Source organism: Arthrobacter sp. zg-Y20, assembly GCF_030142075.1.
Taxonomy (GTDB): Bacteria; Actinomycetota; Actinomycetes; order Actinomycetales; family Micrococcaceae; genus Arthrobacter_B.
This window is the reverse complement of sequence record NZ_CP126241.1, coordinates 1,401,344-1,423,817: the sequence shown is the minus strand read 5'-3', so window position 1 is coordinate 1,423,817 and position 22,474 is coordinate 1,401,344. Positions and strand designations below refer to the sequence as shown.

19 protein-coding genes and 1 rRNA gene are annotated in these 22,474 nt (G+C 67.1%); 7 read left to right on the top strand and 13 right to left on the bottom strand.

The features are described from left to right. Nucleotides 1-80: 80 nt before the first annotated feature. Complete coding sequence (locus tag QNO06_RS06840; RefSeq protein WP_227910804.1) at nucleotides 81-1,496, bottom strand: cation:dicarboxylate symporter family transporter; 1,416 nt, start codon at nucleotides 1,494-1,496, stop codon at nucleotides 81-83. Nucleotides 1,497-1,629: 133 nt separating this feature from the next. Between QNO06_RS06840 and QNO06_RS06835 the strand changes: the two genes are divergently transcribed. Both QNO06_RS06835 and QNO06_RS06830 read left to right on the top strand, forming a co-directional pair. Beyond that, nucleotides 1,630-3,261 carry a sensor histidine kinase gene (locus tag QNO06_RS06835; protein ID WP_227910803.1) on the top strand — a complete coding sequence of 544 codons (1,632 nt, stop codon included), beginning with the start codon at nucleotides 1,630-1,632 and terminating at the stop codon, nucleotides 3,259-3,261. Then, the gene (locus QNO06_RS06830; protein WP_227910802.1) at nucleotides 3,258-4,028 is read left to right on the top strand and encodes a response regulator; all 771 of its coding nucleotides are present in this window, start codon (nucleotides 3,258-3,260) and stop codon (nucleotides 4,026-4,028) included. Before QNO06_RS06835 ends, QNO06_RS06830 begins: the two co-directional genes overlap by 4 nt. Here QNO06_RS06830 and QNO06_RS06825 read toward each other — a convergent pair whose 3' ends face one another. Continuing rightward, nucleotides 4,029-5,948 (bottom strand): AMP-binding protein, encoded by a 1,920-nt coding sequence (locus QNO06_RS06825; RefSeq protein WP_227910801.1) that lies wholly within the window; start codon nucleotides 5,946-5,948, stop codon nucleotides 4,029-4,031. Nucleotides 5,949-6,219: 271 nt separating this feature from the next. Here QNO06_RS06825 and QNO06_RS06820 point away from each other — a divergent pair, with 271 nt between their 5' ends. From QNO06_RS06820 to QNO06_RS06805, 4 genes are read left to right on the top strand one after another with little or no spacing between them, the layout of a single operon-like run. Continuing rightward, on the top strand, nucleotides 6,220-6,915 hold the full coding sequence (locus QNO06_RS06820) for a GntR family transcriptional regulator (RefSeq protein WP_227910800.1): 696 nt from the start codon (nucleotides 6,220-6,222) through the stop codon (nucleotides 6,913-6,915). Continuing rightward, the gene (locus tag QNO06_RS06815; RefSeq protein WP_227910799.1) at nucleotides 6,912-8,429 is read left to right on the top strand and encodes an MmgE/PrpD family protein; all 1,518 of its coding nucleotides are present in this window, start codon (nucleotides 6,912-6,914) and stop codon (nucleotides 8,427-8,429) included. The genes QNO06_RS06820 and QNO06_RS06815 overlap by 4 nt, the downstream gene beginning before the upstream one ends. Continuing rightward, entirely contained in the window at nucleotides 8,430-9,335 is a 906-nt protein-coding gene (gene prpB, locus QNO06_RS06810) for a methylisocitrate lyase (RefSeq protein ID WP_227910798.1), read from the top strand. A gap of 43 nt (nucleotides 9,336-9,378) precedes the next feature. Then, nucleotides 9,379-10,512 (top strand): bifunctional 2-methylcitrate synthase/citrate synthase, encoded by a 1,134-nt coding sequence (locus QNO06_RS06805; protein WP_227910797.1) that lies wholly within the window; start codon nucleotides 9,379-9,381, stop codon nucleotides 10,510-10,512. Between the two features lie 215 nt (nucleotides 10,513-10,727). On the opposite strand, the gene QNO06_RS06800 is transcribed toward QNO06_RS06805, so the two are convergent. The 10 genes from QNO06_RS06800 to QNO06_RS06755 form a co-directional block, all read right to left on the bottom strand. After that, nucleotides 10,728-11,228 (bottom strand): 8-oxo-dGTP diphosphatase, encoded by a 501-nt coding sequence (locus QNO06_RS06800; RefSeq protein ID WP_227910796.1) that lies wholly within the window; start codon nucleotides 11,226-11,228, stop codon nucleotides 10,728-10,730. After that, nucleotides 11,228-12,169 carry a site-specific tyrosine recombinase XerD gene (gene xerD, locus QNO06_RS06795; protein WP_227910853.1) on the bottom strand — a complete coding sequence of 314 codons (942 nt, stop codon included), beginning with the start codon at nucleotides 12,167-12,169 and terminating at the stop codon, nucleotides 11,228-11,230. Before xerD ends, QNO06_RS06800 begins: the two co-directional genes overlap by 1 nt. Nucleotides 12,170-12,497: 328 nt before the next feature. Next, nucleotides 12,498-13,166, bottom strand: coding sequence for an NUDIX domain-containing protein (locus tag QNO06_RS06790; protein WP_227910795.1), 669 nt, complete (start codon nucleotides 13,164-13,166; stop codon nucleotides 12,498-12,500). A 4-nt stretch (nucleotides 13,167-13,170) separates the two neighbouring features. Then, on the bottom strand, nucleotides 13,171-14,865 hold the full coding sequence (gene pyrG, locus QNO06_RS06785; protein ID WP_283996589.1) for a CTP synthase: 1,695 nt from the start codon (nucleotides 14,863-14,865) through the stop codon (nucleotides 13,171-13,173). A gap of 63 nt (nucleotides 14,866-14,928) precedes the next feature. Then, nucleotides 14,929-16,650 carry a DNA repair protein RecN gene (gene recN, locus QNO06_RS06780; RefSeq protein WP_227910793.1) on the bottom strand — a complete coding sequence of 574 codons (1,722 nt, stop codon included), beginning with the start codon at nucleotides 16,648-16,650 and terminating at the stop codon, nucleotides 14,929-14,931. Further along, nucleotides 16,647-17,681: an NAD kinase gene (locus tag QNO06_RS06775; protein WP_227910792.1), complete on the bottom strand. Its 1,035-nt coding sequence runs from the start codon at nucleotides 17,679-17,681 to the stop codon at nucleotides 16,647-16,649. Before QNO06_RS06775 ends, recN begins: the two co-directional genes overlap by 4 nt. A gap of 53 nt (nucleotides 17,682-17,734) precedes the next feature. Then, nucleotides 17,735-18,601, bottom strand: a complete 867-nt coding sequence (locus QNO06_RS06770) for a TlyA family RNA methyltransferase (RefSeq protein ID WP_227910791.1) — start codon at nucleotides 18,599-18,601, stop codon at nucleotides 17,735-17,737. A 1-nt stretch (nucleotide 18,602) separates the two neighbouring features. Continuing rightward, on the bottom strand, nucleotides 18,603-18,830 hold the full coding sequence (locus QNO06_RS06765; RefSeq protein WP_227910790.1) for a hypothetical protein: 228 nt from the start codon (nucleotides 18,828-18,830) through the stop codon (nucleotides 18,603-18,605). Between the two features lie 142 nt (nucleotides 18,831-18,972). After that, nucleotides 18,973-19,974: an HAD-IIA family hydrolase gene (locus QNO06_RS06760; RefSeq protein ID WP_227910789.1), complete on the bottom strand. Its 1,002-nt coding sequence runs from the start codon at nucleotides 19,972-19,974 to the stop codon at nucleotides 18,973-18,975. Next, nucleotides 19,964-20,800, bottom strand: coding sequence for a hypothetical protein (locus QNO06_RS06755; protein WP_227910788.1), 837 nt, complete (start codon nucleotides 20,798-20,800; stop codon nucleotides 19,964-19,966). Before QNO06_RS06755 ends, QNO06_RS06760 begins: the two co-directional genes overlap by 11 nt. A gap of 6 nt (nucleotides 20,801-20,806) precedes the next feature. On the opposite strand from QNO06_RS06755, the gene QNO06_RS06750 reads away from it, so the two are divergent. Continuing rightward, the gene (locus tag QNO06_RS06750; RefSeq protein ID WP_227910787.1) at nucleotides 20,807-21,928 is read left to right on the top strand and encodes a hypothetical protein; all 1,122 of its coding nucleotides are present in this window, start codon (nucleotides 20,807-20,809) and stop codon (nucleotides 21,926-21,928) included. Nucleotides 21,929-22,226: 298 nt separating this feature from the next. On the opposite strand, the gene rrf is transcribed toward QNO06_RS06750, so the two are convergent. Further along, nucleotides 22,227-22,343 (bottom strand): 5S ribosomal RNA (gene rrf, locus QNO06_RS06745). Nucleotides 22,344-22,474 lie beyond the last annotated feature (131 nt).

The window sequence follows — 22,474 nt, the reverse complement described above, 5'->3', positions numbered from 1 at the left end:
GCAGGCAAAGCTCACCGGACGCAAAAACGCGCCCCGCCCCGGGGAACCGGGACAGGGCGCGTTCGCTGCGTGGTGAGGCGCTAGTGGCGCGGCCCGGGCGCTGCCGTGCTTCCGGCGGGGCCGGGAACCGTCTGGGCCAGTTCGGCGGACTCGGCCGTCTGCAGCGGCTCGCCGGTGCCCGCATCCACGTTCATGCTGGCCTCGTCGAAGGGACGTTCGCGATTCAGTACCGCGGTGACCTGTCCCTTGTCGATTTCCTTGGTCCAGGTGCCGATCAGCACGGTGGCGACGGCGTTGCCGGTGAAGTTGGTCAGCGCGCGCGCCTCGGACATAAAGCGGTCGATGCCCACAATCAGGCCGACGCCGTCGATCAGGTCGGGGCGGTGCGACTGCAGGCCGCCGGCCAGGGTGGCCAGGCCGGCACCGGTGACGCCGGCTGCACCCTTTGAGGCGATGATCATAAAGACCAGCAGGGAGATCTGCTCGCCCAGTTCCAGCGGCTTGCCCATGGCCGAGGCCACGAACAGGGAGGCCATGGTCAGGTAGATGGCCGTGCCGTCCAGGTTGAAGGAATAGCCGGTGGGTACGGTCACGCCGACCACGGGCTTGGACACGCCCAGGTGCTCCATCTTGGCGATCAGCCGGGGCAGGGCCACTTCCGAGGAAGACGTGGAGAAGATCAGCAGGTATTCCCGGCCCAGGTAACGCATCAGCTTGAAGATGCTGAAGCCGGTGACCAGTTTCAGGATGCTGCCCAGCACCACCACGATGAACAGGATGCAGGTGAGGTAGAAGGCGATCATCAGGGTGGCCATGCTGACGATGGCCTGGATCCCGGTTTCGCCGACGACGGCGGCAATGGCACCGAAGGCGCCCACCGGGGCCAGCCACATGATCATCATCAGGATGCGGAAGACCAGCACCTGGATGTAGCCGATGCCTTTAAGGACCGGGGCGCCGGCGGGGCCCATCTTCTGCAGGGCAAAGCCGACCAGCAGGGCCACGAACAGAGTCTGCAGGATGCTCTCACCGGTAAGGGAAGCCAGCAGGGTGGTGGGGACAATGCTCAGCAGGAACCCCGTCATCCCCGCTTCATCCTCAGCGGGGGCCGGCGCTGCCGCACCGGAGGCCTGCAGGTCCAGTCCCTCGCCGGGGTGGATGAAGTTGCCCACCACCAGGCCGATGGCCAGGGCGAAGGTGGACATGATGATGAAGTAGCCCAGCGCCAGCCCCCCGACCTTGCCGACCGTGGCTGCTTTGGCGATTGACCCGATGCCTAGGACAATGGTGCAGAAGATGACCGGCGCGATCATCATCTTGATCAGGTTGATGAACCCGGTGCCGAGCGGCTTCAGGGATTTGGCGAACTCAGGAGCCACCAGTCCGATGACGGCGCCAAGCACTACCGCCGCAATGACGGCAATGTAGAGGAAATGGGTTCGGTCCGGCCGGCGGCTCTTCTGTGAACCGGCGTACGGATTAGTGGCAGCTGCCATGGCGGTACTCCTTGGTGCGTGGGGTCGGCTTCCATCTTCTTGTGTTGTGTGATCACAGTCACCCTTGTGTTCATACTGTTCGCGGCAATGTACCTACCCCCGGAAAATGCACCAGCGAAACGAAGGATGGAACGTGCGGAGATGGAGCCTGGCCGGCCGGTTGTTCCTGGGCCAGCTGGCATTCATCCTGTGCGTCTCCGGGGGAATTGCCTGGGGCCTCTACCAGCAGGCCGAAGAGAACACGTATGAGGAAACCGGCGAGCGCATGCTGGCTGTGGCCGGAACGGTTGCCGCCAGCGACACCGTACGGGCAGCAGCAGGCGCCTTCCCGGACGGCCCGGTGTCCGGCGACTCTGCCCTGCAGGACTATGCGCAGGAAGTGATGGCCGGCGTCGGCGTCGATTTCGTGACCATCATGGACACCGACCGCACCCGCCTGACCCACCGCAACCCCGAGCAGATCGGCAAACCCTACATCGGCTCCGTGGACCAGGCCCTGGCCGGGAAGAGCTTCACGGAGACCTACACCGGCACCCTCGGTCCTTCGGTCCGCGCCATCACGCCGGTGCGCGACGACGCCGGCAATGTCACCGCCCTGGTTGCAGCCGGGATCACCGTGGACCGGGTGGGGATTGCGCGCGACGCACGGCTGCCGGAGCTGTTCGCGATCGATGCCGCTGCGCTCGCTGCGGGAGCGCTGGCCTCCTATCTGCTCAGCCGGTACCTGCGCCGCGCTACGTACGGACTGGGTCCGGCCGAGCTGGCGCATATGTTCACCTTCTACGACTCCGCGCTCCACTCAGTGCGGGAAGGACTGCTGCTGCACAACAACCGCGGAGAATTGGTCCTCTACAACGACGAGGCAGCCGCCCTATTGGGACTGCCGCCCCGAGGCACCGGCCCGGAGGTCCCAGAGCTCCCGGACCTGCCCGGCCCGCTGGCCTCCCTGCTGCGCACCGGCCGGGATGCGCGCGAGGAAGTCCACCTCACCGGCGAGCGCATCCTGGTGGTCAACCAGTCCGACGCCGTCTCCCCCGGTCCGCACGGCCGGCGCTTTGGCATCGTGACCACGCTGCGGGACTGCACCGACGTCGAATCCCTTACCGGCGAGCTCGCCTCCATGCGTACCTTGGCGGACGCGCTCAGCGCGCAGGCGCACGAGCATGCCAACCGCGTACACACCCTCGTCTCCCTGATCGAACTTGGCCGCAGCGAGGAGGCGCTCCGATTTGCCACCGCGGACCTTGAACAGTCCCAGCACCTCAACGACGAGGTCCTGGCGGGCGTGGAGGAACCGGCGGTGACCGCACTGCTGATGGGCAAGGCCGCCCAGGCCCGCGAGCGCGGCATCGACCTCGAAATCACCGTGGCAGCCGCGGGCGGGCGGTTCAGCGGCGGCGGTGTGGAACCGGTGGAACTGGTGACCATCATCGGCAACCTGCTGGACAACGCCTTCGACGCCGCCGCAGGTTTAGTCACGCTCTCACTGGGCAGCGACGACGGTGCGCTTCTGATTGCAGTAGAGGACGACGGGCCGGGGGTCGATTCCGATGTACTCGAACATATCTTCGAACAGGGATTCAGTACCAAGCAGCTCCCCGAGGGACGCACCGCCTCCGGACGCGGCATCGGCCTGGCCTTGGTCCGGCAGGCCGTCAACCGGCTGAGCGGGCGCATTCAGGTGCTTCCCGGCCACGGGGCCTGCTTCCGGGTGGATATTCCCCTCCCCTCCACTGAGGCCGCACCCCCTGGGGGACGGCCATGACCGATTCCACGACGATCGGTGTCCTGGTGGTGGAGGACGAGGAAATCCCCGCCGAGGCGCATGCCGAGTATGTCCGCCGCATCCCCGGCTTCCGGCTGGCAGGCATTGCCCGCACCGGCACCGAAGCCATCACGGCCCTGAAGGTCGACGCAGCACCGGGCAGCGGGCCGGGCAGCGGGCCGGGCAGCGGGCCGGGCAGCGGGCCGGGCAGCGGATCCGACGCCGGACAGGGAATCGACCTGGTGCTGCTGGACATGAACTTGCCGGACCTGCACGGGCTGGACCTGCTGCGCCGGATCCGCGGGGCGGGCCTGCCCGTGGACGTTATTGCCATTACCGCGGTTCGGGACCTGGCCGTGGTCCGCGGCGCGATGTCCGGCGGCATTGTCGGTTACCTCATCAAGCCCTTTACCTTCTCGGCGTTCAGCACCAAGCTCACCACCTACGCGGAATACCGGCGGCGGATGGGCGAGCAGGCGGCGTCGACCACCCAGAGCGAAGTGGACAGCGCGTTTGCGGCGCTGCGCCCCACCGTGGCCACCCCGCTGCCCAAGGGAATGTCCGGGGAAACCCTGGAAGCGGTGGCCGACCTGCTCAAGCGTGCCCCTTCCCCGCTGTCGGCCTCCGAGGTTTCTGCGGAACTGGCAATGTCCCGGATTACGGCGCGGCGGTACCTGGAGCACCTTGCCGAGGAGCAGTCGGTGCTGCGCTCGCCGCGATACGGGACCCGGGGCCGGCCCGAGCTGGAGTACAGCTGGCGCTGGTAGCTAACGGGTTGAGGCTTCGGGCCGCAGCAGCGGCGCCAGTGCGTCGATGACTCCCGGGTCCTCGATGGTGGAGGGCACCGTGTGGGGCACGCCGTCGGCGATCTGGCGCATGGTCTTGCGCAGCACCTTCCCGGAGCGGGTCTTGGGCAGTGCGTCCACCACCTGCACGTCCTTGAAGTCCGCCACGGCACCGATCCGCGAGCGCACCCGCTCCACCAGCTCCGCCTGCAGCCGGCCGGCGTCGATCTCCGAGCCGGACTTGAGCACCACAAAACCGCAGGGCCGCTGGCCCTTGACCGGATCCGCGACCCCGATCACCGCGCACTCGGCCACATCCGGATGGGAGCCGACGGCCTCCTCCATGGCCCCGGTGGAGAGCCGGTGCCCGGACACGTTGATGACGTCATCGGTGCGGCCCATCACGTACACGTAGCCGTCCTGGTCCCGGTAGCCGGAGTCACCGGTGGCGTAGTACCCCTCGAAGACTTCCAGGTATGCGGCCCGGTAGCGGTCATCACTGCCCCACAGGGTCCGGAGGGTGCCCGGGGGCAGCGGCAGCTTCAGGGCAATGTTGCCCTCGGTTCCGGGCGGAACCTCGGTGCCGCTTCCGTCCAGGATGCGCACATCGAAGCCCGGCACGGGCACGGTGGGCGAGCCCGGCTTCACCGGCAGCTCCTGCAACCCCACGGGGTTGGCGCAAATGGCCCAGCCGGTTTCGGTCTGCCACCAGTGGTCGATCACCGGCACCTCCAGGGCTGTGCCCGCCCAGTCCATGGTGGCGGGGTCCAGGCGCTCCCCGGCTGAGAAGAGGTAGCGCAGCCGGGAGAGGTCGTAATTGGCCGGCTCGGCGGCGTTGGGGTCCGCCTTGCGGATCGCGCGCAGGGCGGTCGGGGCGGTGAACAGGACGTCCACGCCGTGGTCGGCGGCCACCCGCCAGAAGGCGCCGGCGTCGGGGGTGCCCACCGGCTTTCCTTCGTACAGCACGGTGGTTGCCCCGGCGATCAGGGGCGCATAGACGATGTAGGAATGCCCCACCACCCAGCCGACGTCCGACGCGGTCCACATCACCTGCCGCGGGCCGATTCCGTAGATGTTTTCCATGGACCAGGCCATGGCGACGGCATGGGAGCCGTTGTCCCGCACCACCCCCTTGGGCGAGCCGGTGGTGCCGGAGGTGTAGAGGATGTACAGCGGATCCGTGGCGGCCACGCTCACCGGTCCGGCGGGTGCCGCGGCGGCGGCGAGCGCCGTCCAGTCCAGCCAGGCCGCCCCGCCGGTGCCGTCGTACTGCTTCCGGGAGGCGGTGAAGCCGTCGCGTTCGGCGACGACGACGGCGCCCACCCGGCGTGCCGCGGTCTCCAGCGCTTCGGCCACGGCGGGCAGGTACTCCACCCGGCGCTTGGGTTCCAGTCCCCCGCTGGCCGTCACGATCACCTTGGGCCCGGCGTCGTCGATCCGGGCTGCCAGTTCACGGGGCGCGAAGCCGCCGAACACCACCGAGTGCACCGCACCCAGCCGGGCGGTGGCAAGCATGGCGATCACGGCCTCGGGGATCATCGGCAGGTAGATGATCACCCGGTCCCCCGCGGCCACGCCCAGGCCGCGGAGCACCCCGGCGAACGCCTCCACTTCCGCCAGCAGCTCGCGGTAGGAGTAGGTGCGGCTGGTGCCGAGCATCGCGGAGTCATAGATGAGGGCCGCGTTGTCTCCGCGGCCCGCTGCAACATGCCGGTCCAGGGCGTTGACGCTGGTGTTCAGCCGGCCGTCGGGGAACCAGGCATAGAGGGGCGCCTTGGAAGTGTCGAGGGCGAGTGCCGGAGGGGTGTCCCAGTCCACCAGGGCTGCAGCCTCCAGCCAGAAGCCCTCGGGATCCGACATACTGCGGGCATAGGCCGCTGCATAGGTGTCGCGCTCGCCCATCTGAATCCTCCTTGATCCGGCGTGGTAGGCGCCATGGTACCTGCGCAGCTGCGCCGCTCAATGGTGGGCCGGAAGACCCGGGTGGGGATCTCGACCGGATGCAGTACTCCCGCATAGCTGCGTCACACGGACAGCGTCGACCAATGAAGGCCCATCTGTATACAGAGCCGCAGGTCCAGCGGCCAATTGTGAGCCCGGATACGTTAATTTGCTCTCTCGTGTATACACTGTGGTGAAAGTAACGCAGGTATCTGACGCAAGGAGGCGGACTATGCGGGCAAGTGACCGCGCTTATGCCACCTTGCGGCAGGACATTGTGGATTGGCAGCTGCCTCCCGGGACGGTACTGGGCGAAGTTGAGCAGTCCGCCCGGCTCGGGGTCTCCCGCACTCCGCTGCGCGAAGCCCTCAGCCGCCTCACCGCCGACGGACTGGCCGCTCCGCACAGCGGGCGCGGCGTCGTCGTTACCGGCATTTCCCTGGACACCGTGGCTGAACTCTTCGAACTGCGGCAGGCGCTGGAATGCAAGGCAGCGGCGCTCGCCGCGGTCCGCGGGCAGGAAGCTGCCTTCCGTACGCTGGCCACCCGGTTCCGTGCCGCCGGGGAACTGATCGGATACGCGGACAGCGACCGCACCGGGTACTACGCCCTGGTGGCCGAACTGGATGCCGCCATGGACGAGGCCGCAGCCAACGCCTATCTGGTGCAGGCACTTCGCAACGTCCGCCTGCATCTGGTCCGCGTCCGGCGCCTGGCGAAGGACAACCCGCAGCGGCTGCTTGAAACGGCCGCGGAACACGCCACCATTGCCGACGCCGTTGCCGCCGGAGATGCTGACCTTGCCTCCGCCGCCGTCGCCGTCCACCTGCACAAAAGCCTCGAACACCTTCGGTCCGCCCGGACCGCCGCCCCCGGGACCACCGTCCCCGGGCGGACCACTACCCCTGAAATAAAGGACAAACCGTGAACCTGCATAAAGTACGCGTCTACCGCAGCGATGAGAAGCTGGCCCGCGAGGACCAGCTGGCCTACAAGATCGCCAAGGTTGCCGCCGACCCCGTGGACGTCACCGACGACGTCACGGACATGGTCATCAACCGCATCATCGACAACGCCTCCGTGGCCATCGCCTCCCTGAACCGCGGACCCATTGTCGCCGCCCGCGCCCAGGCGCTGTCCTTCTCCCCTTCCGCCCACGGCAAGGGCGCCTCGCTCTTCGGCGTGCTGGCCAAGACCAGCCCCGAATGGGCTGCCTGGGCCAACGGTGTGGCCGTGCGCGAACTGGACTACCACGACACCTTCCTGGCCGCTGAGTACTCCCACCCCGGCGACAACATCCCCCCGGTCCTCGCCGTCGCCCAGCACACCGGCGCCTCCGGCCGGGACCTGATCCGCGGCATCGCCACCGGCTACGAAATCCAGGTCAATCTGGCCAAGGCCATCTGCCTGCATCGGCACAAGATCGACCACGTGGCCCACCTCGGCCCTTCCGCCGCCGCCGGCATCGGCACCTTGCTGGGGCTCGACGTCGACACCATCTTCCAGGCCGTGGGCCAGGCCCTGCACACCACCACCGCCACCCGGCAGTCCCGCAAGGGCGAGATCTCCACCTGGAAGGCGCACGCCCCGGCGTTCGCCGGCAAGATGGCCGTGGAAGCCGTGGACCGCGCCATGCGCGGCCAGACTTCCCCCACCCCCATCTACGAAGGCGAAGACGGCGTCATTGCATGGATGCTGGACGGCCCCGACGCCGCCTACGAGGTGCCGCTGCCTGAAGAGGGCGAAGCCAAGCGCGCCATCCTGGACACCTACACCAAGGAACACTCCGCCGAATACCAGGCCCAGGCCTGGATCGACCTGGCCCGCAGGATTTCCGCCGAGCACCCCGAAGCAGCGGATCCGGCCAACGTGGAAAGCGTCCTGATCGCCACCTCGCACCACACCCACTACGTGATCGGCTCCGGTGCCAACGATCCGCAGAAGTACGATCCCACCGCATCGCGCGAAACCCTGGACCACTCCATCCCGTACATCTTCACCGTTGCCCTGCAGGACGGCGCCTGGCACCACGTGGACTCCTACTCCCCCGAACGCGCCGGACGCCCGGACACCGTGGAGCTGTGGCACAAGGTCACCACGGTGGAGGATCCGGAATGGACCCGCCGCTACCACTCGCTGGACATCAACGAGAAGGCCTTCGGCGGCAAGGTCACCATCGTGCTGACCGACGGCACCGTCATCACCGACGAAATTGCCGTGGCGGACGCACACCCGCTGGGCGCCAAGCCGTTTGCCCGCGAGCAGTACATCAACAAGTTCCGCACCCTGGCTGCCGGCCTGGTCTCCGAAGAGGAGATCGAACGGTTCCTGGCCACAGTGCAGCGCCTGCCCGAACTGGCCGCCGGCCAGCTGGACCAGCTGAACATCACCGCCGCCGACGGCGTCATCAGCCCCGCCGCCGCACCGAAGGGACTCTTCTAAATGCTGTACTCCTCCGTTACCCCCGAAGCGAAGCGGATCGCCTTCCGCGAAGGCCTGGCCTCCGGTACGCTCCAGCAGTTCCCCGGCGCCTTCAACCCGCTCTCAGCCCGCCTCATTGAGGAAAAGGAATTCGACGGTGTCTACATCTCCGGCGCCGTGCTGGCCAATGACCTCGGCCTGCCGGACATCGGCCTGACCACCCTCACCGAGGTGGCCACCCGGGCCGGGCAGATTGCCCGAATGACCAACCTGCCCGCCATCGTGGACGCGGACACCGGATTCGGCGAGCCGATGAACGTGGCCCGCACCATCCAGGAACTCGAAAACGCCGGCCTGGCCGGCTGCCACATCGAGGACCAGTTCAATCCCAAGCGCTGCGGCCACCTGGACGGCAAGAACGTGGTGGACACCGAAACCGCAGTCAAGCGGATCCGTGCCGCAGCGGACGCCCGCCGGGACCCGAACTTCCTGATCATGGCCCGCACCGACATCCGTGCCGTGGACGGCCTGGAGGCGGCGCAGGACCGCGCCCGGGCGCTGGTCGACGCCGGAGCCGACGCCATCTTCCCCGAGGCCATGAAGTCGCTGGAGGAATTCGCCGCCATCCGCGCCGCCGTCGACGTCCCGATCCTGGCCAACATGACCGAGTTCGGCAAAAGCGAGCTGTTCACCTATGAGGAGCTCTCCTCGGTGGGCGTGAACATGGTGATCTACCCGGTCACCCTGCTGCGCAGCGCCATGGGCGCAGCCGAACGGACGCTGGAGACCATCAAGGCGCACGGCACCCAGGAAGCGGACGTGCCCAATATGCTCACACGTGCGCGTTTGTACGATCTGGTGGATTATGAGGCGTACAACCACTTCGACACGTCCGTTTTCAATTTCCAGGTTCCGGGCACCCGCTAGGACCGGCCAGGCATTTACCGCACTTTCGAAGGAGCCAGCAGCAATGACTGATACCCAGATCCACAAGGGCCTGGCGGGGGTACTCGTAGACACCACCCGCATTTCCAAGGTCAACCCGGAAACGAACTCCCTGCTTTACCGCGGCTACCCGGTGCAGGAACTCGCCGCCCGGTGCAGCTTCGAAGAGGTGGCCTACCTGCTCTGGAACGGCGAGCTGCCCACCGAGGCCGAGCTGGCGGAGTTCACCGACGGGGAGCGCAGCCAGCGGGCACTGAGCCCGGAACTGAAGGCCGTGATCGATGCCCTGCCGGTAACCTGCCACCCCATGGATGTGTGCCGTACCGCGGCGTCCGTCCTCGGTGCGTCGCATGAACTGGCCGAGGACTCCTCGGTGCAGGCCAACATGGAGAAGGCAGTCAGCCTGTTCGCTGCCATGCCTGCCGTGGTCGCCTATGACCAGCGCCGCCGGCGCGGCCAGGAACTGGTGGAGCCACGCGAGGACCTCGGCTATTCAGCGAACTTCCTGTGGATGACCTTCGGCGAGGAAGCCGCCCCCGAGGTGGTGGAGGCCTTCAACGTCTCGATGATCCTCTACGCGGAGCACTCCTTCAACGCGTCCACGTTCACCGCCCGGGTGATCACCTCCACCCTCGCGGACCTGCATTCAGCCGTCACCGGTGCCATCGGCGCCCTCAAGGGCCCGCTGCACGGCGGCGCCAATGAGGCCGTGATGCACACCTTCGCGGAGATCACGCAGAGCGCGGCCGACGGCGACGTCGCGGCCCACGCCGCTGCCTGGCTCGATGAGGCGCTGGAGCAGAAGAAGAAGATCATGGGCTTCGGCCACCGGGTCTACAAGAACGGCGACTCCCGGGTGCCGACCATGAAGGCCTCCCTGGACAACATGGTCAAGCACTACGACCGTTCCGACCTCGGCGAACTGTACACGGCCCTGGAATCGGCCATGGGTGAGCGCAAGAACATCCTGCCGAACCTGGACTACCCGGCCGGTCCCGTCTACCACCTGATGGGCTTCGATACGCCGACCTTCACGCCGCTGTTCGTGGCGGCCCGGATCACCGGGTGGACGGCGCACATCATGGAGCAGCTGGAAGCCAACTCCCTGATCCGGCCGCTGAGTGAGTACAACGGGGCTGAGGAGCGGCACCTGCCGTAGGTTTCATCTCTAGCCTTGGGTGAGGTCTGAGGTCCCGAGGGTCCCCGAACGGCGGCAACGAAATTCCCTGCTCGCAGAGCTCGCAAGGAATATTAAAGCCGCCTTTCCTCCGGGACCCTCGGGGCCTCCTCTGCGTCTTGGCTCCCTATCCGGATCCGGACTCTTCATCCCCTGCTTGGTTCCGTACCGGGAGCACGGTCCTTGGGTTTGGGAGGTTAGGAAAAGACGATGCTTGCCACGTTGACGTTGTCGTCGGCGATGGTGACAACGGCATCGAAGTATTCGCCGGACAGCAGGCGGGGCATCCAGTGCGCCGAGTCCGGCCACATGCTGGCGTAGGGCATCTCCCCGGGGGCATACCAGGCGGGAAGGATTTCGGAGGTCTCCACCGGTTCCCCCTCCCAATGGTGCGCCCGGAACAGAACCGTGGACATGTCCAGGGCCGGCTGTGCGGGGAATATCCATTCGATGGTGCCGGCACGCTGCAGGTCCGCTTCCTGCACTGCTACGCCGGATTCTTCCTGAACCTCGCGGACGGCCGCCTGTTCCGGGGTCTCCCCTGCTTCAATATGCCCGCCGAGCGTGACCACGCGGCCGAGGCCGAAGCCGGTCTTCTTCAGTCCCATCAGCACCTGGGTGCCGTCCCGGGTATCCCGGAAGAGGAAGCACAGGACCACCGGGGAAGCCCGGAAGGACCGTCCGGCGGCGGAATCCATCAGAGCGCCCGGGGGTGTGCCGCCGCGTAAACCTCGCGCAGGGTTTCGGCGGTGACGAGGGTGTAGACCTGCGTGGTGGTCACCGAGGCGTGGCCGAGCAGCTCCTGGACCACACGCACGTCCGCTCCACCTTCAAGCAGGTGGGTGGCAAAGGAGTGGCGCAGTGTGTGCGGGGAAACGTCGCGCCCGATATTGGCTTTTTCGGCGGCGTTTTTGAGGATGGTCCAGGCGCTCTGCCGGGACAGCCGGCCGCCGCGCGCGTTCAGGAACAGCGCAGGGGTTCCCTTGCCCTTGGCCGATGCGGCCGGGCGGCCGCGGACCAGGTAGTCGTCCAGCGCGCGTGCGGCATAGGAGCCCAGCGGAACCAGGCGCTCCTTGGAGCCCTTGCCGAACAGCCGCACCACGTCCGGGCCCTTGGCCGGAATGCGTTCCAGGGACAGGTCATCCACGTCCAGCCCCACGGCCTCGCTGATGCGCGCGCCGGTGGAATACAGGAATTCCAGCAGGGCACGGTCGCGCAGGCCTGAAGGGGTATCCAGCGAGACGGCCTCGAGGATGCGGGTCACTTCGCTGACGCTGATGGCCTTGGGCAGGCGCTTGCCGGCCATGGGCGGGTGGACGTCCGACGCCGGGTCGGCGGTGGTCATGCCCTCCAGCGCCCAGAAGCGGTGCAGGCCGCGCACCGCTACCACGGTCCGGGCTGCCGAACGCAGGCTCAGCGCGGAGGCGCCGTCGGAGCCTTCCGAGATGGACTGGGCGAAGGCCGTAACGTCGTGCCGGGTGATGCGGGAAATGTCCTCCACTCCCCTGGCGCTCAGGAAACGTGCGTAGCGGAGCAGGTCGCGGCGGTAGGCATCCAAGGTGTTCACGGCCAGGCCGCGTTCCACGGCCATGTGCTGCAGGTAGCTGCCGATGGCACGGCCGGCAGGGGTGGACCGCAGCTCCTCGGCAGCCGAGCGGGCCGTGGCGGCACGCGAACGTGCGGGTGCCTTCTGGGCCGCTGGAGACTTGGCTGCTGTCTTGGGCGCTGCCCTGGGCACCGGCGGAGACGCGGGCTCAACCGCGGGCGCAGGCGCCGACGACGACCGGCGGGCGTCCGGCCCGCCGGTCCGGTCCAGCTCAGCCAGATCCGCGTCCCGCAGCCGGCGGGCCTCTTCGGACTCCAGATCCAGCTTCAGGGTGGGGTTGAGGGACCCGCTGAGGTTGATGGCTATGGTGTCGTTGCTGTTATGCGCGGAAGCGTCAGCGCTGGGCATGGCGTGGTCCCGGCTAGCGCACCGGGCCGTTGGCCCAGGTGGAATGCTGCGAGTGGTGCTCGGGCCACGGTGCATTGGCCGCGCGGAGACCGCGAAAACCGTTACCGCGGGCCACTGCGGCAGCCAGGACGGCAGCTACCGCGGACGCGCTGTGCATCCGTCCCTGCAGGGCCGCCTCCACGGCGACGTCCAGATCCACCCACTCCACCTTGATTTCGGCTTCTTCATGGGTGCGGATGTGGCGCTCCGCTTCGGGCACCTCGGAAATGCCCCGCGCCAGGTAGATGCGCAGGGCTTCCCGGGAGGAACCCGGTGAGAGGAACAGGTCGGTCAGGACCTGCCATTCGGAGGCCACCAGGTCGGCTTCCTCTGCGAGCTCGCGGGCGGCGCCGACTTGGAAGTCTTCACCCTCCACATCCAGCAGGCCGGCCGGAATTTCCCACAGGGTCATCCGCACCGGGTGCCGGTACTGGTTGATCAGGAGCACTTGCCCGGCGTCGTTCATGGCCAGGATGGCCACGGCGCCGGGGTGGGTGATGTAGTCACGGACGAGGGGCTCGCCGCCGTCGGTCAGGGTGAATTTCTCCTTGACCACGTCCCAAACCGGACCGCTGTACACCGTTTCGGATGCCAGCAGCGGGCGTGGGCTTTGTTCATCTGCGAACCCCTCTGTCCGTGCCATGGGGCTAGGCCTTGCCGCTCTGGTGTGCCAGGGCAGCCTTGACGAGTCCGGCGAAAAGCGGGTGCGGACGCGTCGGGCGGGAGCTGAGCTCCGGGTGTGCCTGCGTGGACACGTAGTACGGGTGAACGTCGGCGGGAAGCTCGACGAACTCCACCAGGCCGCCGTCGGTGGTGGTTCCGGAGAACACCAGGCCGGCGTCGGCAATCTGGTCGCGGTACTGGTTGTTGACCTCATAGCGGTGGCGGTGGCGCTCGGCCACCTCCGTCTTGCCGTAGGTCTTGGCAACCACGGACTCCGGCTCCAGCTTGGCGTCCCAGAGACCCAGGCGCATGGTGCCGCCCATGTCGCCGCCGCCGTCAACAATGGCCTTCTGCTCGGCCATGGTGGCGATGACCGGGTACTGGGTGTCCGGTTCGAACTCGGAGGATGAAGCACCTTCGAGGCCCACCACGTTGCGGGCGTACTCGATGACCATGCACTGCAGGCCAAGGCACAGGCCCAGCGTCGGGAGCTTGTTTTCCCGGGCGTAGGTCAGGGCGCCGAGCTTGCCTTCAAGGCCGCGGATGCCGAAGCCGCCGGGCACGCAGATGGCGTCCGCGCCGGCCAGGGCCTTTGCTGCACCTTCGGGGGTGTCGCAGTCATCGGAGGGAACCCAGCGGATGTTGACCTTCGCTTTGTTCGCGAAGCCGCCGGCACGCAGCGCTTCGGTCACGGACAGGTAGGCGTCCGGCAGGTCCACGTACTTGCCCACCAGGGCGATGTCCACATGGTGCTTGGGGTTGTGCACGGACTCGAGCAGGCGGTCCCACTTGGTCCAGTTGACGTCCTTGAACTTCAGATCCAGGTGCTGGACGATGTACGCGTCCAGGCCCTGGGAGTGAAGGGTCTTGGGGATGTCGTAGATGCTCGGGGCGTCCGGGCAGCCGATGACCGCGTCAACGTCGACGTCGCACATGCGGCCGATCTTGTTGCGCATGGCGTCGGGCACCGGGCGGTCCGAACGGATCACGATGGCGTCCGGCTGGATGCCGATGGAGCGCAGCGCGGCCACGGAGTGCTGGGTCGGCTTGGTCTTCAGTTCCTGGGACGGGCCGATGTACGGCACGAGGGAGACGTGCAGGAAGAAGACGTTGCTGCGGCCGATGTCCTGGCGGACCTGGCGTGCCGCTTCGAGGAACGGCTGGGACTCGATGTCGCCTACCGTACCGCCGATTTCGGTGATGATGACGTCGGGGGTCTTCTTCGCCTCGGAGGGCAGGCGCATCCGGCGCTTGATCTCGTCGGTGATGTGCGGAATGACCTGGACCGTGTCACCGAGGTATTCGCCCCGGCGCTCCTTGGCAATAACCGTGGAGTACACCTGTCCGGTGGTTACGTTGGCGGAACCGTCGAGGCTCTCGTCAAGGAACCGCTCGTAGTGTCCGATGTCGAGGTCGGTCTCCGCGCCGTCGTCGGTCACGAAGACTTCGCCGTGCTGGAAGGGGTTCATTGTGCCCGGATCCACGTTCAGATATGGATCGAGCTTCTGCATGGTCACCGCTATGCCGCGCGACCTCAACAGATGGCCGAGACTTGACGCTGTCAGTCCCTTACCGAGTGAGGACGCCACGCCACCGGTGACGAAGATGTGTTTGGTCGTAGAAGACGACTTGGGAAACCTGGAATTTGATCGCTGCACCACGGAGTTCGAGCCTATCACCTTTTATTGATTCGAGTAGAACCTGCACTGGATCTGCCGGAGACTCGGGTCTCCGGCGGACGGTTATTGGAGATGTCCCGCTGCTTCCAGCAGTTCCTCGGCGTGGGCGCGTGCCGTTGCCGAATCCTCCTGGCCGGCCAGCATCCGTGCGAGTTCCTTGATCCGTTCCTCGTGGCCGAGCACGCGGACGTCGCTGGCGGTAACGCCCGTGCCGTCGTCGGCCGCAGTGGAGGTCTTGATCACACGGATGTGATGGTCGGCGAAGGCTGCCACCTGCGGGAGGTGGGTCACCACGATCACCTGCACGTGCCGGGCGAGCATGGCCAGCCGGCGGCCGATTTCGACGGCGGCCTTGCCGCCGACGCCGGCATCCACTTCGTCGAAAATGAAGGTGGGCACCGGGTCCACGGCGGCGAGCACCACTTCGATAGCCAGCATAACGCGGGACAGTTCACCGCCGGACGCGCCCTTGCCCAGCGGGCGGGCAGGCGCACCGGGGTGCGGCGCCAGCAGGAAGGCAATGGTGTCAGCGCCGTGCGGACCGGGCTCGCCGGCCGGCTCCACCTCGATGACCAGGTTGGCGTCCTTCATGGCCAGGGCCGTCAGCTCGTCACTGACCCGCTGTGCCAGTTCCGCGGCTGCTTCGGTCCGCAGCTTGGTCAGGGCCGCTCCCCTGTTCTCCAGCGCCTCACCCAGGGCAGTGATCTCCGCTTCCAGGGCTTCGATGCGCGTGTCATCGGAGCTGAGCTCGGCAAGCCGTTTGGCGCTTTCACCGCTCCACTGAAGCACGCCGTCGATGGACGGGGCGTACTTGCGGACCAGCCCGGCCAGCTCAGCGCGGCGGGCCTCCACTTCGGCCAGCCGTCCCGGACCCTCGGAGTCAAGGGAGGCACCGTAACTGGCCAACTCGGTGGCGATGTCCGCGAGGATGTAACCCACTTCGGCCAACCGCGTGCCGGCATCGGCCAGCGCCGGGTCATGTTCGCCGGCGGATTCCAGTTGGCGTTTGGCGGCGTCCACCAGTGAGGTCGCGTCGCCGCCGTCGGCGAAATCGTCGGCAATCAGGGCCGCGTGGGCTCCCACCGCTGCGGTCCGCAGCTCTTCGAGGTTGCTCAGGCGCATCGCCTCGGCCTTCAGGGACTCGTCCTCCCCCGGCTGCGGGTCCACGGCTTCGATTTCTTCCAGTGCTGCGGTGAGGTATTCGGCCTCGCGCAGACGGTCCCGTGCCTGGTCCCGCAGTTCGGCCAGTTCCTTGGCGGCGGCGCGCCAGCGGGCGTAGTCCTCACGGTAGGCGCCCAGCTCCGCAGCCAGCGGCGCTCCTGCATATTTATCCAGCGCCTCGCGCTGCGCGGCGGCGCTCTTGAGACGCAGCTGGTCCGTCTGCCCGTGCACCACCACCAGGTGTTCGCCCACCTCGGCCAGGACACCCACCGGAGCAGACCGGCCGCCCACGTGGGCCCGGCTGCGGCCGTCGGCGTTAACGGTGCGTACCAGCGTCAGTTCAGCGGCGCCGTCGTACTCCTCGAGTTCGGCTCCCGCTTCGGCGGCGCGCACTGCGGCGGCGCTATGCGGGTCGACATGGACCAGCGCCTCGGCGACGGCGGACTTGGCCCCGATGCGCACGGCACCGGCGTCGGACCGGGCGCCAAGGAGCAGCCCAAGGGCGGTGATCACCATGGTCTTGCCCGCGCCGGTTTCACCGGTCACCACGGTAAAGCCCGGACCGAGGTCCAAAGTGGCATCGGTGATGACGCCGAGGTCCCTGATGCGGATTTCCTCAATCATTCGACCACGCCTCCATTGTCCGAAGCTGCTTTGTCCGAAGCTGCACTGTCCGACACGGCCCCGGTTTCCCCGACCCGAGCCTCCGCGACCCGGGCCGCGGGGCTCAACTGGGTGCCCGGGACCGGGCCGGACACCGGCCCGCGCCAGCCGGTGGTGGGTAGCTGGAATTTCCGGACCAACCGTTCCGAGAAGGGCGTTTTGTGGGTGCGGGCCAGCCGTACCGGGGTGGCCGACCGGGTGACCTCGACCCGGGAGCCCGGAGGCAGGTCCACGCTGCGCCGCCCGTCGCACCACAGCACCCCGGAGGCGTCCGTGCGGGTGAGGATTTCCACCGCCAGGACGGATGTGGGCGCCACTACGAGGGGCTTGGCAAACAGGGCGTGGGCGCTGATGGGGGCCAGGAGCAGGGCTTCTACCTCCGGCCAGACGACGGGGCCACCGGCGGAAAAGGCGTAGGCCGTGGAACCGGTGGGGGTTGCCATCACCACGCCGTCGCATCCGAAGGAGCTGATGGGGCGGCCGTCGACCTCCATGACCACTTCCAGCATCCGCTGCCGGTCGGCTTTCTCCACCGCTGCCTCGTTCAATGCCCAGGTGTGGGCAATCAGCTTGTTGCTGTGCCAGACCTTAACGTCGATGGTCATCCGCTCTTCGACGGTGTAGGCGCGTTCCACCACCCAGTGCACGGTTTGGGCCAGGTCCGCGCGTTCGCTTTCGGCCAGGAAACCCACGTGGCCCAGGTTGACGCCCAGCAAGGGCACGGTTGTTCCGCGGACCAGTTCAGCGGCCCGCAGGATGGTTCCGTCCCCGCCCAGGACCATGCCCAGGTCCACATCTTCCAGTGCCACGTCCTCGTCCAGGATTTCGGTGGGCGCCGTGAGCACGCCGTATTCAGCTTGGATGTCTTCGAGGTCGCAGCGGCGCATTACCGGCACGAGGCCGGAGGAATGAAGCTGGGTGCAGGTTTCCTGGGCAGCAGTCATGGCGTCCCGCCGTCCCGTGTGGGCCAGGACCAGTATCCGTCTGCTCATCTGCGTCTTCATCCTTTTCCGTCTACGGGCAATGTGTACGGCACGCCCACCCGTCAGTCTTCTACGGCCGGTTCGTGCTCCGCAAACCGGTCGAATCCGGCGAACGCTTCCCCAACCAGCCGGGCGGCTGCTTCCTCCGCCTGCTGCGTATCCTGCCCGTTCTCCTTGCCCCGGTCCTTCCGCTGTGCCGGTACCTGCAGCCACATAAAGAACTCCACGTTGCCGTTCTGTCCCGGCAGCGGGCTGGGAGCGATACCGGCTATATGCAGTCCTGCGGCCAAGGCTGCGGCGGCAACTGCCGTCACGGCCAGGCGGTGCTGCCCCGGATCAGTAACGACGCCGGTACGGTCCAGCCTCTCACGGCCCACCTCAAACTGCGGCTTCACCATCAGCAGCAGGCTGCCCCCGGGGCGTGTGGCTCCGGCAAGGGCGTTCACCACCATGGTCAGCGAGATAAAGGACAGGTCGGCAACAGTCAGGTCAACGGTGCCGCCAATATGATCAGGGTCCAGGTACCGCACGTTCATGCCCTCATAGACGCTGACGCGCGGATCCTGCCGCAGCGGTTCCACCAGCTGACCGTGTCCCACGTCCACCGCGGCTACGTGCGCGGCGCCTGAGCGCAGCAGGACGTCGGTGAATCCGCCGGTGGAAGCACCGGCGTCCAGGCACCGCAGCCCCTGCGGCTGTACGGCGGGGAAGGCGGCCAGGGCGCCGGCCAGTTTGTGGCCGGCGCGGCTGACGTAATCCGGCAGGCCGTCGTCGAGCACTTCAAGGGACTCAGAAGCGTCCACCGGCGTTGACGCTTTGGCCGCAGGCTGGCCGCCGCGCAGGACGCGGCCGGCGGCAATCAGCTTGGCAGCCTGGGTGCGGGAGCGGGCCAGCCCGCGGGTCACCAGTTCCTGGTCGAGCCTGGACATCCTAGCGGCCTGCCCGGGGGCCGCCCGGCATAGGGGCACCGGACGCTGCTGCCACATCCGGTTCAGTGTTCAGTTCTGCCAGCAGCCCGTCATGCAGGGCGGCGTAGGCAGCCGCCTGTCCGGACACCGGCTCTCCGGCGAGAGCGGAAAGTCCCTCCAGCAGGGCATCCACAGCGGGGTCCCCCGTTGCTGCCGGAGAATCCGGCCACGCGGGATGGGAATCGGGCATCTGTGGTCCTCCTGGAAATGGCTATTGAGGCGGTGTGTTCAGGCGGTGTGTTCAGGCGGTGTGTTCAGGCGGTGTGTTCAGGCAGTGTGTTCAGGCAGTGTGTTCAGGCAGTCCCGTAACGGGCGAAGCGTCTGACGGAAGCTTATCCGCGCCCGGTGACAGTCCAGCGGATCTCGGGGGTTGAAGCCGTTGCAACATCCGGCCGGGCCCCCCACCAGGCGGCGCAGGCGGCCCGCCAGCTGTCCAGATCCGAGGAATCGCCGTCAATCACCAGGACGTTGTCCTCCACCCAGGCAGCAGCGTTCCCGCAGCGGTAGCGGGCGCCGTCGGCGGTCGTCTCCGGATAGGGCGCAAAAAAAGCTTCCAGGTTGCTGATGAGGTACGCCGGGCGTTCGGGAGTGCGGGCCGCCAGCGCAGTCAGGGGTGTATCCACCCCGGTGAGGACCAGGGCGGTGTCGAAGCCGGCGTTGGTGCCGCCCAGGATGTCCGTGTCCAGGCGGTCCCCCACCACCAGCGGGCGGTGGACGCCCAGGTGGCGGGCCGCCGTCGTAAACAGCGGCGCCTCCGGCTTGCCGGCCACAAACGGAACTTTGCCGGTGGCGGCGCCGACGGCGGCCACGAGGGTGCCGTTGCCGGGCGCAATACCGCGGGCCTGGGGAATGGACAGATCAGTGTTGGTGGCCACCCAGACCGCGCCCCGGCCGACGGCGAACGCCGCCTCGGCCAGGTCCTTCCAGCCCAGGGACGGATCAAATCCCTGGATGACGGCATCGGGCTGGTCATCAGCCGACCTGACCACGGTGAGCCCCTGCGCTTCGACGGCGGCGGCCAGCGTGGCGCTGCCGGTCACCAGGACTCTGGCTCCGGGTGCCACCTTCTCGGCCAGCAGTTCAGCGCCGGCCTGCGCGGATCCGAAAACAGTTTCCGCCGTTGCGGGCGCACCGAGCTCGCGCAGGTGCGCTGCAACCGTTTCCGAGGAGCGTGAGGCGTTGTTGGTGACGTAGGCAAGCTGAACGGATACATCCGCCAGCCGTCCCAGTGCCTCCACGGCTCCGGGTATGGCATGCGGACCGGCGTAAACCACGCCGTCCAGATCGGAAAAGACCGCGTCATACCCGGAGACCAGGGAGGTATCAGTCGTCAAGGTGCTGGTGCTCCGTCTCGTCGGCGTCTTCGCGGGCGGTTTCCTCATCGTCGTCGTCGCCGAGGTCCAGGTCCTTCACGGTGACCTCGACGTCGTCGGCATCATCGACGTCGCCGGCCTCGGTGAGCAGGGCTTCCTGCTCGTCGCCGGGCAGTGCATCCGCGTCTACGTCCACCACCGAGTTGTCCTTGGAAACCGGTGCTTCAGCCTCGAAATAGGCACCTGAGCGGTCCTCGCGGGGCTCGGAGCGGCGGTCCTTGCGCTCTTCCTCTTCAGGGACGAGGTCGAAGATCTCCGGCTCGGCGAAATCGCCCAGACCGAGGGCACTGTCGGCACGAAGGGCCTGCTTGCGCCACTGTTCGGCTTCGTCGTTGCGGCCGACCAGTTCCAGCGCGTCTGCGTAGGCACGGAACAGGCGCGGGCTGTAGGAGAACGCACGGTTGCGGTCCAGCTGCGGGATTTCCAGGGCCGTGACGGCGGCTTCGAACTGTTCCATGTCCATGCGCGCACCGGAGGCCACGATGGCCAGCTCCACCTGACCGGCGACGTCCAGGTCCTTGGCGTCCTCGGAACGGACCAGGTCCAGTGCCCTTTCCGGGTGACCCAATCCGCGTTCGCAGTCGGCCATCATCGGCAGGTAGGCGTTGGAGCCGCTGATCCGGCGGTACGTCCGGAACTCACGCAGTGCTTCGCCGAAGTGTTCGGCAGCATAAGCGGTGAGGCCCACTGCCTCGCGGACTACGGCCATGCGGCCGCCGCGGCGACTGGCTGCCAGGGCGTGCTGGAAAGCAAGCTCCGGCTCGTCGTCGATCAATCGCCCGGCCATCACCAGGTGCTTGGAGACCCACTCGCCGTTGACCTCTTCGAGGTTGCGCAGCTGGGCACGGGTTACCTTGTCCAGTTCCTGGCCGGTGACGTCCTCGTCGATTTCCGGGGACCGCTCACGGTCGGGACGGTTGGCGCTGCGCAGGTCCTTCGCATTGCGGGGCCGCGGTGCTGCCGGGGCTTCGTCGCGGCTGAAGGACGGGCGCTCCGAGCGCTGTGCCGGGCGGTCGCCACGGGGCGGACGGCTATCGCGCTGCGGACGATCATCACGGCTAAACGGCTTACGCTCACCGAACTGCTTGCGCTCACCATCACGGGGCGGACGGCTGTCACGCTGCGGACGATCATCACGAGAGAACGGCTTACGGCCGGCGGAAGCACCGCGGTCACCGAAGGAGCGACGCTCCCCATCACGCTGGGGACGATCATCACGAGAGAACGGCTTACGCTCACCGAACTGCTTGCGCTCCCCATCACGGGCCGGACGGTCATCACGGCTAAACGGCTTACGCTCACTGTCACGGGGCGGACGGCTGTCACGCTGCGGACGATCATCACGAGAGAACGGCTTACGCTCACCGAACTGCTTGCGCTCCCCATCACGGGCCGGACGGTCATCACGGCTAAACGGCTTACGCTCACCGAACTGCTTGCGCTCACCATCACGGGGCGGACGGCTGTCACGCTGCGGACGATCATCACGAGAGAACGGCTTACGACCAGCGGAAGCACCGCGGTCACCGAAGGAGCGACGCTCCCCATCACGGGCCGGACGCTCGTCACGGCTAAACGGCCTACGCTCACTGTCACGGGGCGGACGGCTGTCACGCTGCGGACGATCATCACGAGAGAACGGCTTACGCTCACCGAACTGCTTGCGCTCCCCATCACGGGCCGGACGGTCATCACGGCTAAACGGCTTACGCTCACCATCACGGGCAGGACGGCTGTCACGCTGCGGACGATCATCACGAGAGAACGGCTTACGCTCGTTCGAACCGCTGCGCTGGCCGGCAGGCTTGCGGTCTTCCCAGCGTTTGGGGGCATTACGGTCATTCGTGGCGGGGCGGCCCTGGGAATCCCGGCGCGGTGCGCCGCTACGATCCTGGTCCCTGTTGTTCTGCTCTGACATGCTGGCTAGTTCCTCTCGTCGTGAGCCGACCAACGGAATTTACTGCAGTCGCTCGTCACTATGTACCTGTAATGGAGATGTAAAAGTTATGGGAGGCGTTCAACGCCTCAGCTAATTCTAGTGCAGGCAGGCCCCACCTACCGATTCACAGGCGTGTATGCACGGCCGGATCAGGGTGACCCTCGCCACCCCGGGCCTGCCGGCTGGCAGTTTGGATCAATCGTCTAGTTAAAGTTTGGCGGGTTAAACAGGTGAGGCCCGTACCAACACTGGTACGGGCCTCACCCCACAATTTGTCCGGCGGTGACCTACTCTCCCACACCCTCCCGGATGCAGTACCATCGGCGCTGTGGGTCTTAGCTTCCGGGTTCGGAATGGGACCGGGCGTTTCCCCCACGCTATGACCGCCGTAACCCTTCCACCCGCACCACACACCCAAAAACAGTGTGCGTGGGGAAAACAATGATCACGAACATCAAAAAGACGTAAGCAAATATTCAAATATAGTGTTCATTCGTTCCCAGGGGGAACAACCCTTGACGG

Coding starts and splice junctions, on each gene's coding strand:
- QNO06_RS06840 (WP_227910804.1), bottom strand. CDS start 1,496: ATGGCAGCTGCCACTAATCCGTACGCCGGTTCACAGAAGAGCCGCCGG.
- QNO06_RS06830 (WP_227910802.1), top strand. CDS start 3,258: ATGACCGATTCCACGACGATCGGTGTCCTGGTGGTGGAGGACGAGGAA.
- QNO06_RS06825 (WP_227910801.1), bottom strand. CDS start 5,948: ATGGGCGAGCGCGACACCTATGCAGCGGCCTATGCCCGCAGTATGTCG.
- QNO06_RS06820 (WP_227910800.1), top strand. CDS start 6,220: ATGCGGGCAAGTGACCGCGCTTATGCCACCTTGCGGCAGGACATTGTG.
- prpB (WP_227910798.1), top strand. CDS start 8,430: ATGCTGTACTCCTCCGTTACCCCCGAAGCGAAGCGGATCGCCTTCCGC.
- QNO06_RS06805 (WP_227910797.1), top strand. CDS start 9,379: ATGACTGATACCCAGATCCACAAGGGCCTGGCGGGGGTACTCGTAGAC.
- QNO06_RS06800 (WP_227910796.1), bottom strand. CDS start 11,228: ATGGATTCCGCCGCCGGACGGTCCTTCCGGGCTTCCCCGGTGGTCCTG.
- QNO06_RS06790 (WP_227910795.1), bottom strand. CDS start 13,166: ATGGCACGGACAGAGGGGTTCGCAGATGAACAAAGCCCACGCCCGCTG.
- recN (WP_227910793.1), bottom strand. CDS start 16,650: ATGATTGAGGAAATCCGCATCAGGGACCTCGGCGTCATCACCGATGCC.
- QNO06_RS06775 (WP_227910792.1), bottom strand. CDS start 17,681: ATGAGCAGACGGATACTGGTCCTGGCCCACACGGGACGGCGGGACGCC.
- QNO06_RS06770 (WP_227910791.1), bottom strand. CDS start 18,601: ATGTCCAGGCTCGACCAGGAACTGGTGACCCGCGGGCTGGCCCGCTCC.
- QNO06_RS06765 (WP_227910790.1), bottom strand. CDS start 18,830: ATGCCCGATTCCCATCCCGCGTGGCCGGATTCTCCGGCAGCAACGGGG.
- QNO06_RS06755 (WP_227910788.1), bottom strand. CDS start 20,800: ATGGCCGGGCGATTGATCGACGACGAGCCGGAGCTTGCTTTCCAGCAC.